At 69.3% G+C, this 18284-nt stretch carries 16 protein-coding genes; 12 read left to right on the forward strand and 4 right to left on the reverse strand.

The annotated features are described in order from the left end of the window. Window positions 1-16 precede the first annotated feature (16 nt). The 8 genes from ACX80U_RS10570 (at window position 17) to ACX80U_RS10605 (ending at window position 10851) form a co-directional block, all read left to right on the forward strand. The gene (locus ACX80U_RS10570; RefSeq protein ID WP_459268452.1) at window positions 17-886 is read left to right on the forward strand and encodes a carbohydrate ABC transporter permease; all 870 of its coding nucleotides are present in this window, start codon (window positions 17-19) and stop codon (window positions 884-886) included. Between the two features lie 50 nt (window positions 887-936). Continuing rightward, window positions 937-2286 (forward strand): ABC transporter substrate-binding protein, encoded by a 1350-nt coding sequence (locus ACX80U_RS10575; RefSeq protein ID WP_459268366.1) that lies wholly within the window; start codon window positions 937-939, stop codon window positions 2284-2286. A gap of 171 nt (window positions 2287-2457) precedes the next feature. Next, on the forward strand, window positions 2458-4497 hold the full coding sequence (locus ACX80U_RS10580) for a beta-galactosidase (protein WP_459268367.1): 2040 nt from the start codon (window positions 2458-2460) through the stop codon (window positions 4495-4497). A 41-nt stretch (window positions 4498-4538) separates the two neighbouring features. Beyond that, window positions 4539-7724, forward strand: a complete 3186-nt coding sequence (locus tag ACX80U_RS10585) for an Ig-like domain-containing protein (RefSeq protein ID WP_459268368.1) — start codon at window positions 4539-4541, stop codon at window positions 7722-7724. 292 nt (window positions 7725-8016) lie between these two features. After that, window positions 8017-8475 carry a DUF4383 domain-containing protein gene (locus ACX80U_RS10590; protein WP_459268369.1) on the forward strand — a complete coding sequence of 153 codons (459 nt, stop codon included), beginning with the start codon at window positions 8017-8019 and terminating at the stop codon, window positions 8473-8475. Between the two features lie 110 nt (window positions 8476-8585). Next, on the forward strand, window positions 8586-9476 hold the full coding sequence (locus ACX80U_RS10595) for a diacylglycerol/lipid kinase family protein (protein WP_459268370.1): 891 nt from the start codon (window positions 8586-8588) through the stop codon (window positions 9474-9476). Window positions 9477-9665: 189 nt separating this feature from the next. Further along, entirely contained in the window at window positions 9666-10505 is an 840-nt protein-coding gene (locus ACX80U_RS10600) for a sigma-70 family RNA polymerase sigma factor (RefSeq protein WP_459268371.1), read from the forward strand. 109 nt (window positions 10506-10614) lie between these two features. Then, window positions 10615-10851, forward strand: a complete 237-nt coding sequence (locus ACX80U_RS10605; protein ID WP_133080152.1) for a hypothetical protein — start codon at window positions 10615-10617, stop codon at window positions 10849-10851. A gap of 110 nt (window positions 10852-10961) precedes the next feature. Here ACX80U_RS10605 and ACX80U_RS10610 read toward each other — a convergent pair whose 3' ends face one another. From ACX80U_RS10610 to ACX80U_RS10625, 4 genes are read right to left on the reverse strand one after another with little or no spacing between them, the layout of a single operon-like run. Then, the gene (locus ACX80U_RS10610; protein WP_459268372.1) at window positions 10962-12056 is read right to left on the reverse strand and encodes a heme-dependent oxidative N-demethylase family protein; all 1095 of its coding nucleotides are present in this window, start codon (window positions 12054-12056) and stop codon (window positions 10962-10964) included. A gap of 10 nt (window positions 12057-12066) precedes the next feature. Then, a complete protein-coding gene (locus ACX80U_RS10615; protein ID WP_459268373.1) occupies window positions 12067-13038 on the reverse strand; it encodes a PDR/VanB family oxidoreductase in 972 nt (323 codons plus the stop codon). Continuing rightward, complete coding sequence (locus ACX80U_RS10620) at window positions 13035-13640, reverse strand: dimethylamine monooxygenase subunit DmmA family protein (protein WP_459268374.1); 606 nt, start codon at window positions 13638-13640, stop codon at window positions 13035-13037. Before ACX80U_RS10620 ends, ACX80U_RS10615 begins: the two co-directional genes overlap by 4 nt. Before the next feature lie 7 nt (window positions 13641-13647). Further along, window positions 13648-15192, reverse strand: a complete 1545-nt coding sequence (locus ACX80U_RS10625) for an amino acid permease (RefSeq protein WP_133080148.1) — start codon at window positions 15190-15192, stop codon at window positions 13648-13650. A 245-nt stretch (window positions 15193-15437) separates the two neighbouring features. Here ACX80U_RS10625 and ACX80U_RS10630 point away from each other — a divergent pair, with 245 nt between their 5' ends. The 4 genes from ACX80U_RS10630 to ACX80U_RS10645 all read left to right on the forward strand — a co-directional run bounded on the left by ACX80U_RS10630 (window position 15438) and on the right by ACX80U_RS10645 (window position 18263). Next, entirely contained in the window at window positions 15438-16199 is a 762-nt protein-coding gene (locus ACX80U_RS10630) for a FadR/GntR family transcriptional regulator (RefSeq protein ID WP_133080147.1), read from the forward strand. After that, complete coding sequence (locus tag ACX80U_RS10635; protein ID WP_459268375.1) at window positions 16196-16978, forward strand: cache domain-containing protein; 783 nt, start codon at window positions 16196-16198, stop codon at window positions 16976-16978. The genes ACX80U_RS10630 and ACX80U_RS10635 overlap by 4 nt, the downstream gene beginning before the upstream one ends. Then, window positions 16975-17859, forward strand: a complete 885-nt coding sequence (locus tag ACX80U_RS10640) for an NAD-dependent epimerase/dehydratase family protein (protein WP_459268376.1) — start codon at window positions 16975-16977, stop codon at window positions 17857-17859. The genes ACX80U_RS10635 and ACX80U_RS10640 overlap by 4 nt, the downstream gene beginning before the upstream one ends. Window positions 17860-18038: 179 nt before the next feature. Next, complete coding sequence (locus ACX80U_RS10645; protein ID WP_133080144.1) at window positions 18039-18263, forward strand: hypothetical protein; 225 nt, start codon at window positions 18039-18041, stop codon at window positions 18261-18263. The last annotated feature ends 21 nt before the right edge of the window (window positions 18264-18284 follow it).

Consider the following 18284-nt stretch of genomic DNA (forward strand, 5'->3'; position numbering starts at 1 on the left):
GCCCGGCTACGTGCGTATGAAGAGCACGCGCCGCGGCGTCGACAACCCTAAGCGCAGCGTCCTGCTGACCGTCCTCACCGGGATCGTCCTGGTCTACAGCCTCATCCCGCTGGTCTGGCTGTTCATCAACTCCTCCAAGACCCAGGCCGATCTCTTCACCTCGTTCGGCCTCTGGTTCTCGGGCGACTTCGCCCTCTTCGGCAACATCGGTGACACCCTCGCCTACGACGACGGCATCTTCGGCCGCTGGTTCCTCAACACGGTGCTGTACGTGGTGCTGGGCGCCGGCGGGGCCACGTTCCTGGCCGTCCTCGGCGGGTACGCCCTCGCGAAGTTCAGCTTCCCGGGCAAGAAGGCCGTGTTCGCCGTCGTCATCGGCGCCGTGGCCGTCCCCGGCACCGCCCTGGCGGTCCCCACGTTCCTGATGTTCAGCGAGATGGGCCTCACCAACACCCCGTGGTCGGTGATCATCCCGTCGCTCATCTCGCCCTTCGGCCTCTACCTGATGTGGACGTTCGCCTCCGAGGCCATCCCCACCGAGCTGCTGGAATCGGCCCGTATGGACGGCGCCGGCGAGTTCCGCACGTTCTTCCAGATCTGCCTGCCGCTGCTGGGCCCGGGCATCGTCACGGTGCTGCTGTTCACCATGGTGGCCACGTGGAACAACTACTTCCTGCCGCTGATCATGCTCAAGGACCCCGACTGGTACCCGTTGACCTTGGGCCTGAACGCCTGGAACGCGCAGGCCTCGACGGCCGGCGGCGAGGCCATCTTCAACCTCGTCATCACCGGCTCACTCCTCACCATCCTCCCGCTGATCGCGGCGTTCCTGCTGCTGCAGCGCTACTGGCAGTCCGGCCTCAGCGCCGGCGCCGTCAAAGAGTAAGACCCTTCCCGAAAACCCCTTTTGTGAACGATGAAGTGAAAAGGAACCCCATGAAGAGCAAAATCTCCCCGGCGGTGCTGCGCGGTTCGGCACTGGCCCTCGCGGCAGCCCTCGCCCTCACTGCCTGTGGTGGCGGCGGGAACGACGCCGGCGGCGCAGCACCCGCAGAGGTCAGCGCCGACGACGTCCAGGCGGCCCTCGACAAGGGCGGCGACCTCACCGTCTGGGCGTGGGAGCCCACGCTGGAGAAGGTCGTCGAGGACTTCGAGGCCGAGCACCCGAACGTGAACATCGACCTCGTGAACGCCGGCACCGGCAACGACCAGTACACGGCGCTGCAGAACGCGATCGCCGCCGGTTCGGGCGTGCCCGACGTCGCGCAGGTCGAGTACTACGCGCTCCCCCAGTTCGCCCTCGCCGAGTCCGTCCAGGACCTCAGCGGCTACGGCGCCGGCGACCTGCAGGACACCTTCAGCCCCGGCCCGTGGAGCTCCGTCCAGGCGAACGAGGGCATCTACGGCCTCCCCATGGACTCCGGCCCCATGGCCCTGTTCTACAACACCGAGGTCTTCGAGAAGTACGGCGTCGAGGTCCCCACCACGTGGGAGGAGTACGTCGAGGCGGCCCGCACGCTCCACGAGGCGGACCCGAACGTGTACATCGCCAATGACACGGGCGACGCCGGCTTCGCCACCAGCCTCATCTGGCAGGCCGGCGGCCAGCCGTACACAGTGGACGGCACCGACGTGAAGGTGAACTTCTCCGACGAGGGTTCCACCAAGTTCGCCGAGACCTGGCAGCAGCTCCTCGACGAGGACCTCCTGGCCCCCATCAGCTCCTGGAGCGACGAGTGGTACCAGGGCCTCGGCACCGGCACCATCGCCACCCTGGCCACCGGCGCCTGGATGCCCGGCAACTTCACCTCCGGCGTCCCCGCGGCCGCCGGCAAGTGGCGTGCGGCACCGCTCCCCCAATGGGAAGAGGGCGGCACCGCGAGCGCCGAGAACGGCGGCAGCTCACTCACCATCCCGGCCGCCAGCGAGCAGGGCGCCCTCGCGTACGCCTTCCTCGACTACGCCAACGTGGGCGACGGCGTCCAGACCCGCATCGACGGCGGCGCGTTCCCCGCGACGTCGGCCGCGCTCGAGTCCGAGGAGTTCCTGAACTCGGAGTTCGAGTACTTCGGCGGCCAGAAGGCCAACGAGATCTTCGCCGAGTCCGCGCAGAACGTCTCCGAGGGCTGGTCCTACCTGCCCTTCCAGGTCTACGCGAACAGCATCTTCAACGACACCGTGGGCCAGGCCTACGTCTCGGACACCCCCCTCAAGGACGGGCTGAAGAGCTGGCAGGACGCGAGCATCAAGTACGGCACCGAGCAGGGCTTCACCGTCTCGGAGTAGTACCACCGAACCCGGACCGGGCGGGAGCTCGCGCGCACCCGCCCGGTCCGTTCCACTTCACCGCTGTATCCCGCCGTCGTCGCTTCCGCCCCTGTCCCAGGAGCGCCCGATGACGGCGGGAGGCGCAACCGCGCCCGAACGCCTCGAGAATCACCGTCAAGGAGCACTACCGTGTCGACACCCACTCCCCACCGCTGGCTGCGCTGGCCGTCCGAGCCCGACCGGGCACGCATGGCCTTCGGCGCCGACTACAACCCCGAGCAGTGGCCGCGCGAGACGTGGGACGAGGACGTGCGCCTCATGCGCGAGGCCGGCGTGAACGTGGTGTCGCTCGCGATCTTCTCCTGGGCGCGCCTGCAGCCCGAGCGGGACACCTGGAACTTCGCGTGGCTCGACGAGGTCATCGACCTCCTGCACGCCAACGGCATCGCCGTCGACCTCGCCACCGCCACCGCCTCCCCGCCGCCGTGGCTCGCCACCGAGCACCCCGAGATCCTCCCCGTCACGCAGGACGGCGGCACCCTCTGGCCCGGCGCGCGCCAGCACTGGCGCCCCACCAGCCCCGTCTTCCGTGAGCACGCGCTGAAGCTCGTCACAGCGATGGCCGAACGGTACAAGGACCACCCCGCGGTCTGCGCCTGGCACATCTCCAACGAGCTCGGCTGCCACAACATCTACGACTACTCCGACGACGCCGCCCGCGCCTTCCGCACCTGGCTGACCGACCGCTACGGCAGCATCGACGCGCTGAACGACGCCTGGGGCACCGACTTCTGGTCCCAGCGCTACACGCGCTTCGAGCAGATCCTGCCCCCGCGCCAGGCCGCCTCGCACCCCAACCCCACGCAGCAGCTCGACTTCAAGCGCTTCTCCTCGGACGCCCTCAAGCAGTACCTGCGCGAGGAGCGCGACATCCTGCGCAGCATCACCCCGGACATCCCCATCACCACCAACTTCATGGTCATGGGTGAGACCAAGGGCATGGACTACGCCGACTGGGCCGCCGAGCTGGACTTCGTCGCCAACGACCACTACTTCGTCCCCTGCCCGCAGGCCGTCGACGAGCTCTCCTTCTCCGCGAACCTCACCGGCAACATCGCGGGCGGCAGGCCCTGGTTCCTCATGGAGCACTCCACGAGCGCCGTGAACTGGCAGCCCGTCAACACCCCGAAGAAGTCAGGTGCCCTGCGCCGCGACTCCCTCACGCACGTGGCCCACGGCGCGGACGCCGTCTGCTACTTCCAGTGGCGGCAGTCCAAGGCCGGCGCCGAGAAGTTCCACTCCGCGATGGTCCCCCACGCCGGCGAGGACAGCCCGATCTTCCGCGACGTCGTCGCCCTCGGCCGCGAACTCGGCGAACTGTCCCCCGTCGTCGGCTCCCGCCGCAGCACTGCCCCCGCCGCCATCCTCTTCGACTGGGACTCCTGGTGGGCCTCCGAGCAGGACTCCCACCCGTCCGACCGCCTGCGCTACAAGCAGGAGGCGCTCGACTGGTACTCCGCGTTCCTCGCCCTCGGCATCCGCGCCGACGTCGTCCCCACCGCGACCGACCTCGCCGGCTACGGCCTCGTCGTCGCGCCCATCCTGCACACCGTCCCGGCCGCGCTGAAGGCGCGCCTCGAGGAGTACGTGGGCAACGGCGGGCACCTCGTGGCGAGCTACTTCAGCGGCATCACCGACGAGAACGACCACATCTGGCTCGGCGGCTACCCGGGAGCCCTCGCGGACCTGCTCGGCGTGCGCATCGACGAATTCGGCCCCCTGCTCGACGGCGACGAGGTCTCCCTGGACAACGGCACCACCGCGACGCTCTGGGCCGACCGCGTCCTGCCGCGCGCCGATGGCGTCGAGGTCCTCACCCGCTACACGACCGGCGAGCACGCCGGGGATGCGGCTGTCACGCGCAACACCGTCGGCTCCGGCAGCGCCGCCTACGTGGGCGCGCGCCTCGGTGCCGCGGGCCTCGAGCCCGTCCTCGCGGACCTCGCCGCCCGCGCCGGGATCACGAGCGAGCTGCCCGCCGAGCTGCGCGGCGCCGTCGAGCAGGTGCTGCGCACCGGTGACGACGCCGACTACGTCTTCCTCATCAACCGCACCGACGAGCCGGTGGACATCACCGGCGTCGACGGCGACATCCTCACGGGCGAGGAGTCCAAGCTGGCTCCCCGCTCCGTCGCCGTCCTCACGAGGAAGGTCTCGCGCACCACCTAGGACCACCGCAGTATCCACCCTTGCTGGAAGGAACCCGTTCAATGACGAATCGATCCAGGCGCGCCACTCAGGCCGCAGCCACGGGGGTGGCCGCCGTCCTGGCAGCCGCCTCCCTGATCGGGGGTGCGGCGCAGGCCGCACCCCCGGCCCCGCCCGCACCGCCTGCCGTTTCGGAGGGTGCGCTCACCCTCACGCCCGACCCCTCCTACCAGGGGGAGGAGTTCGAGGGCTGGGGCACCAGCCTCGTATGGTTCGCGAACGCGACCGGCGACTACCCCGACGAGATCCGGAACCGCCTCGCGGAGCTGGTGTTCGGGCCCGAGGGCCTGAACCTCAACATCGCCCGGTACAACATCGGCGGCGGCAACGCTCCCGACGTCAAGGACTACCTGCGCCCGGGCGGCGCCGTCGAGGGCTGGTGGAACGCACCCGAGGGCACCACGCGTGAGGACACCGACTGGTTCGACCCCGAGGACCCCGCTGACTGGAACCTCGAGGCGGATGCCACGCAGCGCTGGTGGATCGACCGCATCAAACAGGACATCACCCACTGGGAGGCGTTCAGCAACTCGCCGCCCTGGTTCCAGACCGTCAGCGGCTACGTCTCCGGCGGCTTCGACGCCAACAAGGACCAGCTGAGGACCGAGAGCATCGACGACTTCAACTCCTACCTGGTCCGCGTGGTCGAGGAGCTCGAGGACGCCCACGGCATCACCGTGGACACGCTCGACCCGTTCAACGAGCCGAACACCAACTACTGGAGCACCCGCCTCGACGCGAGCGGACAGCCGGTCGGCGGACGCCAGGAGGGCGCGCACATCGGCCCGCAGCTCCAGCAGCAGGTCCTGAAGAACCTCGCCCCGAAGCTCGACGCCGCCAGCACCGACGCGACGATCTCCGCGATGGACGAGACCAACCCCGGCATCTTCGCCACCAACTGGAACAGCTACCCCGCAGACGTCCGCGACCTTGTGGACCAGCTCAACGTGCACACCTACGGCACCGGCCAGCGCACCACCGTGAGGGACATCGCCAAGGGCGAGGACAAGCCCCTGTGGATGAGCGAGGTCGAGGGCTCCTGGGGCAACGGCCAGAGCTTCACCAGCATGGAGCCGGGCCTGGGCATGGCCAAGCGCATCACCGACGACCTCCGCGAGCTCGAGCCCAGTGCCTGGGTGTTCTGGCAGCCCGTCGAGGACTACGACAATATGAAGCCCGGCGGCGAGAGCGCTGCCGGCGCCAACTGGGGCAGCATCCAGATGCCCTTCGACTGCACCGACGCGGACACGCTCGAGAGCTGCCCCATCTACACGAACACCAAGTTCGACACCGTGCGGAACTACACGCATTACATCCAGCCCGGTGACCGCCTGGTGCAGGTGAACGACGACGACACCACCGCCGCCATCACCGGGACCGGCGCCGCCGTGGTCCACATCAACGAGTCCACCGAGGCCAAGCCCGTGGTCCTTGACTTCTCGAAGTTCGGGTCCGTCGCACCCGGCGCCACCGTGACCCCCGTGGTCAGTGACGTCAACGGCGCGCTCGTCGAGGGCGCACCGGTCGCGATCGAGGGCGGCTCCGCCGTCGTCACCGCGCCCGCCGAGTCCGTCACCACCTTCGTGGTCGACGGCGTCTCCGGCGTCGCGGAGGACGCGGCCGCCCTCCAGGACGGCCACGTGTACCGGCTGCAGGGCGTGCAGAGCGGCAGGTCGATCGAACCGACCGGCGGCACCGCCGTCATCAGCGCGAGCGACCCCGCGGACGCGAACCAGCTGTTCCGCTTCACGAGCCTCGGCGAGGACAACAGCAACCGCGAGCGCTACTCGATCACCACGCTCGACGGCGCCTCGCAGCTCGCCGATGAGGGCGGCGCCGCCGTCGTCGCTCCCGCAGGGACGAACCCGCGCGCCGCATGGATCGCCTCCACCACCGGCGACGGCACCTACACGTTCGTGAACGCCGCGACCGGCCTGCTGCTCGAAGTGGGCGGCGGGAAGACCACCGAGGGCGCACCCGTGACCCTCTATCTCGCGAACTCCGGCGCCAACCAGCGCTGGACGCTGATCGACGAGACCGTGCTCTCCGTGCAGGACACCACGGTGTTCACCGTCCCCGGCACGGCACCCGTGCTGCCGGAGACCGTCACGCCGGTGTACCGCGACGGCGCACGCGGAGCGATCCCCGTCGAGTGGAAGATCCCGAACGACAACCGCTGGAGGAAGCCCGGCACCGTGAAGGTCAAGGGCACCGCGACCGACGTCACCGGCACGCAGTTCCCCGTGGAACTCACCGTCACCGTGGACACCCTCGTCTCGACGGAACCGGCCCGCGCCAAGGCCGTGGTGAACGGACTGCCCGAACTGCCCGCCACCGTGACCGCCGTCGGCAGCCAGGGCGGCACCGCAGAGCGTGCGGTCACGTGGAACACCCCGGTCGGCTACCCCGCACCCGGCGTCTACGAGCTCACCGGCACGGCCGACGCCGGCAACGGCGGCACGCTCCCGGCGACCGTCCGCATCCAGGTCACCGCGGGCACGCTGGACAACGTGGCCGACGACGGCGGCACCACCGCGAGCGCCACGTTCACCGAGCCGGGCTACGGCACGGCAGGCGTGTTCAACGGCGACACCCGCGACAAGGCGTGGTCCAACTGGCGCTCCGGCACCAAGAACACCGCCGACACCCTGACCGTGACGCTGCCCGAGGCACAGACCCTCGGGGGCGTCGTCGTGCACTTCTTCCGCGACGGGTCCTCGGACAGCTACGCGCAGACCCTGCAGCTGCAGGTCCAGGGCGCCAATGGTGCGTGGACCGACGCCGGCGGCCCGGTCAGCGTCCCGGCCGGCTCGCCCGCCCCTGCCGTGACCCTGCCGCTGGACGGCGTTACGGCGTCGAGCGTCCGCGTGGTGATGACGGCCCGCTCGCAGACCCACATGGTGGTCAGCGAGATCGAGGTCCTCGGGGCCGTTCCCGCGGAGTCGTCGGATGCGAACCTCGCCTCCATCAGCGTGGGCGGCACCCCGGTGGCCGGCTTCGATCCCGCGGTCACCGGCTACTCGGTGCCGTCGCGGGGCAAGGTCCCGTCCGTGTCCGCCGTCCCGGCAGACCCGTACGCGACGGTGTCCGTGACGCAGCCCTCGGGCGCCGGCCAGACCGCCGTGGTCACGGTGACGAGCGAGGACGGGTCGGCGACGAACACCTACCGGGTGGATCTGACGACGTAGTCCTTCCTGAACCTGAACGACCTGACCGACCGACGGGGCGTCCGCAGCAGCGGGCGCCCCGTCGTCGTTCCGCCCGCTCCCGGGACCGTCCGGCAGGCTGCCCGGAGATCCAGTTCACGCCGCCGGAGATACCAAGTAGGCTTACTGTGCCGGGATCGACCAGCGACGGCGTCCCTCCAGGACGGGACGCGCCGTCGTTCCGGCAGGTCTCACCGTCCACGACCCTCCGCCGCGCCACCCGGAACAACCGCACAGCGCAGCGGCACCACTCGCACCACCTGGGAGAACAATCATGACCACTGCAGACACGCCCCGCGCGGGCACCCGCACCAACGTCCAGAAAGCAGCACTCGCCGTCGGAGCGGTGTTCCTGCTCGTCGGACTCCTCGGGTTCATCCCGGGCATCACCAGCCAGTACGACCAGCTCAGCTTCGCCGGCCACGAGTCCGGGGCCCTGCTCCTCGGCCTGTTCCAGGTGTCGGTCCTGCACAACATCGTCCACCTGCTGTTCGGCGTGGCCGGGATCGCGATGGCCCGCACCATCAGCGGCGCCCGCTCCTACCTGCTGTACGGCGGCATCATCTACCTCGTGCTGTGGATCTACGGCCTGGTCATCGACCAGAACTCCGCCGGCAACTTCGTACCCCTCAATGGTGCGGACAACTGGCTCCACTTCTTCCTCGGGGTCGGCATGATCGCCCTGGCCCTGCTGCTCACCCGCAACACCAAGCGGACCACCGCACGCGCCTGATCCCTCCCGCCTGCATCCCGCAGGACAGGAGCGGCGTCAGCGGGCCCCGGACTCGCGCAGTCCGGGGCCCCTAGCGTCCCATCCCACTCCCGATCCCGAAAGGCAGAACCATGGAGTCGCCGCGCAGGTTCGACACGATCACCATCATCTTCAATCCGAACAGCACCGGAGACGCCCCCGCGCTCGCCGAAGAGCTGTCCGGCGAACTCGTGCCGGCGCTGCCGGAGACGAAGGTCGTCCTGCAGCCCACGGAGCACGCCGGGCACGCGATCGACCTCGCGCGGGACGCGGCGTCGGCCGGCAACGCCCTGATCGTGTCGGTCAGCGGGGACGGCGGTTACAACGAGGTGGTCAACGGAGTGATGTCCAGCGGCAGCGACGACGCCGTCTGCGCGGTCCTGGCCGCCGGCAACGCGAACGACCACAGCCGCGTCACCGGGCGGAAGCCACTGGCGGAAGCCATCATCGAGGGCCAGGTGCGCACGATCGACGTGCTGCGCATCAGCATCGGCTCATCGGACACCGACGCGATGTACGCCCACTCCTACATCGGATTCGGGCTGACCCCCGTCGTGGCGATCGACCTGGAGAAGGGCAGCAAGGGCGCCATCAAGGAGATGTTCTCCGTGGCACGCACCTTCCGCAAGTTCAGGCCCTTCGAGATCCGTCAGAGCGACGGCGAGCGCCGCCCCTTCGACAGCCTGGTGTTCGCGAACATCTCCCAGATGGCCAAGTACGCGACTTTGAGCGAGGCCGGAGACCAGCCCACCGACGGGAAGTTCGAGGTCATCACCTTCCCGCACATGGCCAAGTGGCGGATCCTGCTCACCGCCCTGCGGGCGACGACGCAGGGGCTGGGCGACCAGCCGAGCTTCAGCCGGTACCGGTTCTCGACCCTCAAGCCCCTGCCCTACCAGCTCGACGGCGAGGTGAAGTCCGTCGACGCCGCCACGGACGTCACCATCGAGAGCGTCCCCCGGGCCCTGTCCATCCTCGGCTGACAGGTCGCCGAGGGGCGCTCTACGATCGGCTCAGCGAGGAGCCGGTCCCAGGGAAGCGGGACCGCCGACGGGCTTCGGATCGGGCTCCTTCAGTTCGATGAAGAAGGCGTGCGTCTCCGTCGTCCCGGTGTTCTCGCCGCAGTGGCCAGGCTCGTGCGTCCGCCCGCAGCACCGCCTAGGGTGGACCGCATGGACCTGACCGCGCAGTTCGAGGCGGAGCGCCCGCGCCTCGTGCGGATCGCCGCCGGCCTCCTCGATGACCGGGCCGAGGGCGAGGACATGGTGCAGCAGGCGTGGCTCCGGTTCCACGGCACCGACACCGTGATCGACAGCGTGCCGGCATGGCTGACGGTCGTGACCACGCGCCTGTGCCTGGACCGCCTGCGCTCCAAGGTCCCCGAGCCGGTGGATACGGTGCCCGAGCCGGGCTCCGTGCTCGCCCCGGATCCGGCCGAGCAGGCGGTGCGGGCGGCCTCCGTCGGCGTCGCCCTGCGGATGGTCCTCGAACGCCTGTCTCCCGCGGAACGGGTGGCGTTCATCCTCCACGACACCTTCGGCGTCGACTTCCGCACCATCGCGACCGTCCTCTCGGTGTCGTCGGAGGCCGCACGCAAGCTGGCGTCGAGGGCCCGCTCGAAGATCTCGGACCTCGCCCCGGCGGAGACACCGGCCGACTGGGAGGTCGTCGACGCGTTCCTCGCCGCTTCCCGGGGCGGCAGCTTCGCCCGCCTGGTACACCTCCTCGCGCCCGACGTCGTCGTGAGCGCCGACGCCGAGGCGATCGCCGCCGGCACCCCCGTGCGGCTGGAGGGCCGCGAGCGCGTGGCCGCGATGTTCGACGGAGCGGCGAAGGCCGCCTTCCCCGTCTTCGTCCAGGACCGCCCCGGCGCCGCCTGGTACCACCTCGGCACGCCGCGGGTCGCGTTCGACTTCACGGTGGCGGACGGCGTGGTCCGGAGCATCACGTTCCGCGCCGACCGGGGCGTCCTGGCCGCGCTGATCCGCCGGGCCGCCGCCGACCGGAGATGATCCGCTCCCGCGCGTCGGCGCCGGGCGGTCACATTCGTGCCGCCCCATCCGTCATCAGTACGAGGCCCTCCCGGCCCGCCTCCCATCCACCGCACCAGAAGGAATCACCATGAAGACCATGACCTGCCAGCAGCTCGGCGGCCCCTGCGATCTCGCGCTCCACGGCGAGACGGCGGACGACGTCATCCAGGCCCAGGACCAGCACCTCAAGGACGCGGTCAAGGCCGGCGACACGCAGCACCAGGCGGCCCGCGACGCGATGAAGGGCCGCTGGAGGAACCCGATCAAGGGCCTGGGCTGGTACAACGACACGAAGAAGGCCTTCGCGGCGCTCCCCGAGGCCTGAACCGTCGGGGCACCACGGCGCTCGCACCGGACGTCCGCACGGAGCGGGAAATGACGACGGGGTGCCCGCATCAGCGGGCACCCCGTCGTCCATGGGAAGGAGGAGTCGCCTCAGCTGTCGCCGGGCTGGATGCCGCCCTCGATCCAGGGGTAGCCCGTGGCGAGGGGAGCACCGTCGTCGTGCCGGGAGAGCCACTCGACGGCGGCCGCGTGGTAGCGGTGGAAGCCCTTGTAGTCGACGAGTTCGGGGTCCAGGGAGGCGAGCGCCCGGTGCATCCGCTTCGCCCAGTCCGGAGCGTGCTCCACCAGTTCGGCCAGGCTGACGAGGTACGTACGGACCGGGAACACGATGGCGTTGGACCGGGGCAGGCGGTGCAGGGGCTGCAGTTCGATCCGCAGGTACACCATCTCCCCGGCGTTCTCGGGCGTGACCTTCGCCCGGTCCGGCGCCCAGTCCGGGAGCGTCTCCACCGAGGTCTCGAGGCGCGGGTTGACGGTCAGGGACCAGTTGACGCGTCGGACGGGGTGCCCGGGCTTCATCCGGAGCAGGAACTTCAGGGCCCGGTCCAGGATGCCCATCTTGTCCAGCTTGGGCACGGGGCCGTGGAACTCGGCGAAGCTCATGCCCATGTTGAACTGCAGGGAGTAGTCGGCCCGCTGCGTGGTCATGCCGGCGCCGATGACGAGTGTGTTGTCCTTCTCCTCGAGGACCACGAACTCGCCCTGCGCCTGCCGGGTCGCGTACTCCATGGGGTCCATGGGCAGCGTGGCAGGATCACCGAAGGTGAACGAGTCGTCGATCCCGAGGAGCCGGTTCTGCCACCGCCACTCGTTGCCGCTCTTGGTGAGCGTAAAGTGCTCCGGGAAGTCCTTGGCGTACGAGTCGAAGATGAGCTCCAGCAGATCCCACTGCGCCTCCATCATGTGCGGCAGCGCGATGTAGTGGACGCCCGGCATGTCCCGCAGCATCTGGTCGCGGTGGGCGCACTCGGACACGTAGTGCTCGTCGATGTCGAAGGCGGACCGCAGGGCGCCCGTACCTGCCGGGACGTGCGGCTCCAGGTTCATCGAGTACGCGTACTCGTCGTCGGGGAACGGGAAGGGGAGGTTGCGGACCGCCTCGCGGGAGTTCCGGAACCGGTACTCACCCTCGGGGGTGTAGGTCTCGTCCGCGGTGAAGCCGGCTGTGCTGGGAATCGCTGTCACGGAGTGCTCCTTAGGCATTGATGACGAGTTTGGTGCAGGTAGCCCGCGAGACGCAGGGCATGATGAGCTTGTTGGTGCAACGGTCCGATTCGGAGAGCCAGTCGTCCCTGTGGTCGATGGTTCCCTCGACCTCCAGGACCTCGGTCTCGCATTCGCCGCAGGCGCCGCCCCGGCAGAGGTAGGGCAGCCTGTGTCCGGCCTCCTCGACCGCCTCCAGCAGCGATTGCTCGGGGGACACGTCGATCACCGCTCCGGACCGGGCCAGCGTGACGGAGAAGGGGTCGCCGGTGGATCCGAGGTCCTCGAACCGCTCGAAGTGGATGTTCGAGTCGGTCCAGCCGTGGGCGTGGGCCGCCCCGATGACGTCGTCGACCATGCGGGAGGGCCCGCAGACGTAGGCGTGGGTGCCGAGCGGACGGCCGGCGAGGATCTCGGACGCGTTCAGCCGCGACCCCTCACCCGCGCCGTACAGCCGGACCCTGTCTCCGTAGAGTTCCTGCAATTCATGGCCGAAGGCGGCGTGCTCCGGGCCGCGCACGGCCAGATGGAGTTCGAACGAGCCGCCCTTGACGCTCAGCTCGTCGAGCTGCGAGTAGATCGGGGTGACCCCGACGCCACCGGCGATGAAGACGTGGTGCCGGGCGTGCTTGGAGAGGGGGAAGAGGTTGGCCGGGGTGGTGACGGACAGGATGTCGCCCTCGCGGACGTCCCGGTGCATGGCGATCGAACCGCGCCTGCCCTCCTCGACGCGACGGACAGCGATCTGGTACCGGCTCGTGTCGTAGGGCGAACTCATGAGCGAGTAGGCGTTGCGGCGGGTCTCGCCGTCGAACTCGATGAGCACCCTGACGTGGCTGCCGCCCGAGAAGGCCGGGAGCCACGATCCGTCCGGCGCCGAGAAGGTGTACCGGTTGATCTCCGGGGTCACCGCTTCGATGCGGTCGACCTTCAGCCGCAGGGCTCCGTGCTGTGCCTCGCTCATGTGTCCAACTCCTCGTCGTCCGGCAGCTCGCCGGGTACTTCACCGTCTGCTTTCACTCCCTGGAATGCGGCGAGTCTCCGGGAGTAGTGGTCCCGGACCACCAGGTGGCGCTCGCAGCCGGGGCACCGGAACACCCGCCGGGACACGTTCTCGGAATAGTGGCCGCAGTGCGCGCACCACACCCGCCGCACGAACGAGCCGGCGTGCTCACGCAGCACCTCGTCCTTGTTCATGCCGTACGAGGTGGCGACCTGCATGGACGTGCCGATGAACCCCTCCGAACCGGACAGGTACAGCCGGGTCCCCATGCCCGCCGCCGCGAGGAAGGCATCCAGGCCCCGCACGGCTTCCGCGTTGCTCGGGAACACCCGGAGTTCCCGCACCGGGAACGCCTCGAGCTCCGCCAGGTGGTTCTTGCCCGTGAACGACTCGGTCGAGTACAGGACGGTGGTCGCCGCCAGCTGTGCCGGATCCATCTCCCCGAGCAGGCGGACCAGCGGTCCCCCGCCGCTGCCCTGGGCGGCGGCGACGTGGTTCGAGCCCGTCGCCATCGGCGTCAGCTCGTCGTAGACGGGGCGGCTCTTGATGCCGGTGATCAGCATGGTCCGGTCACCCCCGGTCCTTCGGCGCGGTCGCCGGGACGGTGACGCGGTCGGCGGACGGTGCTGTGGGCACGGCATCGGCTGCCGGGGCGTCGCCCTTGAGGTACGGCTTCTTCCACGCCATGTAGAGGAGGCCGAGCACGACGACGGTGACGGCGGAGATCAGGACCACGTAGTTGGCGAACCAGCCGTCCTCGGGTGTGCGGGGCCAGGCCATGTTCACCATGCCGAGCACGCCCCAGACGAGGGCCGCGATGTTCACGGGGATGCCCCAGGCACCGAGCTGGAAGGCACCGTTCGGCTTCCAGCCGAGGAGTCGCGCCCGGAGCGAGGCGAGGACCACCATCTGGAACCCCATGTACATGCCCATCGCTGCGAACGAGATGATCACGGTCAGGGCGTCACTGGAGACCTTCGATCCGATGACGATGACGGCGGGTACCAGTCCGGCGAGGAGCAGTGCGTACGGGGGGACATGGCGGGTCTCGCTGAAGGTGCTCAGCAGCTTGCTGGCCGGGAGGATGCCGTCGCGGGCCATCGAGTAGGCCAGGCGCGAGGTGGCGGCCTGCAGGCTCAGCACGCAGGAGAGGAAGGAGACCAGGACGACGGCGAGGACGACCTTGAAGCCGATCGGTCCGAAGGCGGAGAGGAGGATGTTGCCGACGGGGTCCGTGTCGGCGCCGGAGATCACGGCGGCGAAGTCGGGGACGGCGAGGATCAGGGACAGGCAGACGAACATCGCGGCGAAGCCGCCGATGTAGATGGTCATCCTCATGGCCTTGGGGATGGTGCGGCCGGGGTTGGGGACTTCCTCCGCCACGTCGCCGCAGGCTTCGAAGCCGTAGTACTGGAAGATGCCGATGAGGCCCGCGGCAGCGAACGCCACGAAGTAGTTGCTGCCCTCCCCCGCGCCGAAGGACTGGAACAGGACGCCGAGGTCGTGGTGGCGGGCCGTCAGCAGCAGCCAGCTCCCCACGGCCAGTGCGCCGCCGAGTTCGGCCAGGAGGCCGATCATCGCCACGGTGTTCAGGACCCTGGTTCCGCCGAGGTTCAGGACCGTGGCCAGAGCGATGACCACGAGGCCGCAGATGATGACGGAGTCGACGGTGTTGGCCATGCCCACGAGGGTGCTGAGGAAGGGCCCCGCCCCGTAGGCGACGCTGGCGATGGTGGTCAGGAGCGCCACCAGGTAGACCCAGCCGTTCATCCAGCCCCACTTGCGGCCCCACAGCCTCCGGGACCAGGGGTAGACCCCGCCGGCCACCGGGTACGCCGCGACGACCTCCCCGAAGACCGTGGCGACGAGGAGCTGTCCGATGCCGACGATCACGAGGGACCAGAACATCGGCGGCCCGGCAACGCCCAGCGACGCCGCGAACAGGGAGTACACGGCGACGACCGGCGACAGGTAGGTGAACCCCAGCGAGACGTTCCCCCAGAACGTCATCTCCCGCTTGAACTGCCTCTCGTAGGAGTAGCCGAGGCTGGCGAGGTGCTCGGCGTCCTGGTCCGCGATCGACCCGCTGGGCGGTTCCGTACTTTCTACACGCATCGGATTCCTTCTCTTCGGGCCCCTGGCGCTCGTGTGAGCTGGACCACGTCGCAAAAACTATAGTTTCAAATGTTTTCAACCGCAATGACCGTTCCTTCACGTTTATTTGGCGGCTCTATCCGGCAGGAGCTTGGGAACCACGATGACATAACCTATGTTTCCGTCGGATTTCACGCGTCCATCGGTCGTTCCGATCCGCGCCCGGCTACAGTTAGTGCTGTCCTTCCACTGCTTGGAGTCCCTTCTTGGCCCCCACCACCGCTTTCCAGGCCCACGTCTACCGGTCTCTGCCGGAGACCGAGCGCTCCGGGGCCATCGTGGACAGGATCTCCAAGGCGATCTCCCTGGGCCTGCTGAAGGTCGGCGAGCGGCTCCCCCCGGAGACGGCCCTGTCGGAGATGTTCGGCGTGGCACCGTCCACCCTCCGGGAAGCACTGTCCGACCTCCGGCAGCAGGGCATCGTCGCCACCCGGCGGGGACGCAGCGGTGGGACGTTCATCCTTCGGCAGCCCTTCACCTCGGAGGAGGCGATGAGGTCATGGTTCCAGGAGACCTCCATCGCCGAGATCCGCGATGTCGGCGACGAGCATGCGGCGATCGCGGCCGCCACGGTGAGGCTCGCCTGCGAACGGGCCGAACCCCACGAGGTGGGCAGGCTCCTGGAACTCGCCCGGGGCCTCGCCCTGTCGGACACACCGGAAGCGCGTGCACGTGCCGACAGCCGGTTCCACATCGAGCTGGCGGTCCTGGCCCAGTCCCCGCGGCTCACGAACGCGGAGATCCGGTTGCAGGCCGAGATCGTCCAGGCCCTGTGGGCGCCCCTGCCGTCGACCCGCGATCCGGAGCGGGTCGCGGCCGAGCACCTCGCACTGGCCCGCGCCATCGCGGACGACGCCTCCGAGCACGCCCAGCGACTGGTGCTGGAGCACATCCGGCACGACATCCATCATCTGGTGGACACCAAACTGTCCCTCGGGTACCCCACGAGCCGGCAGGAGCGCCCATGACCGCCCAAGCCCCTGCCCGGACGGCAGCAGCAGAGATCGCCGCGTGGATGAACGCGCTCGGCGTCGACGTCCATGCCTTCGCCGCACGGACGGCGGCGCTGTGGACCGACCGGACACGGCCCTTCGGCCTGACACCGGGCGACGTCGCACACCTCGAGGGGCTGGCCGGAGAGTTCCTGGCGGCCCACCCCTTCGTCGTCGGAGCGGGAGTGATCTTCTCCGCGGAAGCCATCCAGGGCAACGACGGCGGCCTCGAATGGTGGATCCGACGCCAGGACACCGTCGAGAAACTGGAGTTCGACCTGACGCCGGGCGGAGAACGGTTCTACGACTACCAGAACATGCCCTTCTTCGCCTCGGCCAGCCGCACCGGGGAACAGACCTCGTGGGGCCCCTACGTCGACTACCTCGGGCTGGACGAATACATCCTCACCCACTCGGCGCCCATCCAGCTGGGCGGGACGTTCGCGGGAGTGGCCGGCTGCGACATCAGGATCCGGACCCTCGAGGAGATCTTCATGCCCGTCCTCCGAGCCATCCCCGGGGACGCCGCGCTGATCAATGCGAGCGGCCGGGTGGTCGTCGGGAACTCGGGTGCGTACCTGGTGGGCGAGAGGATCCGCTCCACGCCGGCCGGCAGCGAGATGACCCCGGTCGAGGTGCCGCATCTCGGCTTCTCACTGCTGAGCCGCCGCCAGGGCGTCCCGCCTGACCGGGCGCAGGACCGGACGTCCGCTACATTGGCTGACAGCGACCTACCCCAAGGAGAACACTCATGAAGGTCCTCATCACCGGCGCCCACGGAAAAGTGGGCCGAGCCGTGACGCAGGCGATGATCGCCGCCGGCCACGAGGTCAGGACCACCGACCTGACGCGCCCCGGGTACGAACGGAAGCCCGAGGGCACACCGAAGTACACGATGGCGGACCTCACCGACGCCGGCCAGGCCTACGCCGTCGTGCACGGGGCGGAGGCCGTGGTGCACGTCGCCGCGATCCCCGAGCCGACCGGCCACCCGCCGCACGTCGTCTTCCAGACCAACCTCATGGCCACCTTCAACGTGCTCGAGGCGGCCATCCGGTTCGGCGTGAAGCGGTTCGTCTACATCTCGAGCGAGACCGTGCCCGGATTCTTCTTCCCGGAGCGGGACTTCCTGCCGGACTATGCTCCCGTCGACGAGGAGCACCCGATCCACCCGCAGGACCCGTACGCCCTCTCCAAGCACTTCGGCGAGCAGCTGATGGACGCGGCCGTCGCACGGTCGGACATCCGCTGCATCTCCATCCGGCCCTGCTGGGTGCAGTACGAGGGCAACTACGAGACCAACCTCGGCCCCCAGGTCCGTGACGCCTCGGTGCTGAGCCCGAACCTGTGGAGCTACATCGACGCCTACGACCTCGCGGACGCCATCGTGCTCGCGACCGGGTCCGACCTGCCCGGCCACGAGGTCTTCTACATCGCGTCGCCGGACAACGTCGGCGGGCACGACTTCGCCGGGTCGCTCGCGAAGTACTACGGCGACGCCATCGAGCTGCGCGAGCTGGACCGTAAGGACGCCTCGGGCATCTCCAGTGCGAAGGCGCAGAGGATGCTCGGCTGGGTTCCGAAGCGGTCCTGGCGCGACTACCTCGACACGGACGGGAAGACGCTCGCCACCTAGGGCGCCGGCACCGCGCGCCGGAGCCGCCTCCCGGTGATGCGTCGCATGCGACGCCGTCAGCAACTTGCCGTCCGCACACACCGGTGCCTGCCCGCAAGTGCTTCCAGCTCGTGTGCTGCGATTTCCCAGGCTCGTGCACGAGGGTGAGACTGAAGTGCAACGACGCGACGGGAGACATCATGAGTGCGGACCATTTGGAACGGGTTGTCGCAGCAGTGCGATCCAGCAGTCCCGCCACCGGCGCGCATCCCGTCGTGGATCCGTTCCCGCCGGCTGAACTCCAGGTCGCCGTCGCCTCGGCGGTCAGCAGCGGGGAGTCACTGGCCGTCGTCGCCGCCGTGGCCGACCTGCCGGCGCTCGCTGTCCTGGACGCCGTCGACGCGCTCCAGCCGGGCAGCACCTGACGCCGCTATGACCCGACGGGA

The organism is Arthrobacter sp. TmT3-37, from assembly GCF_054510835.1.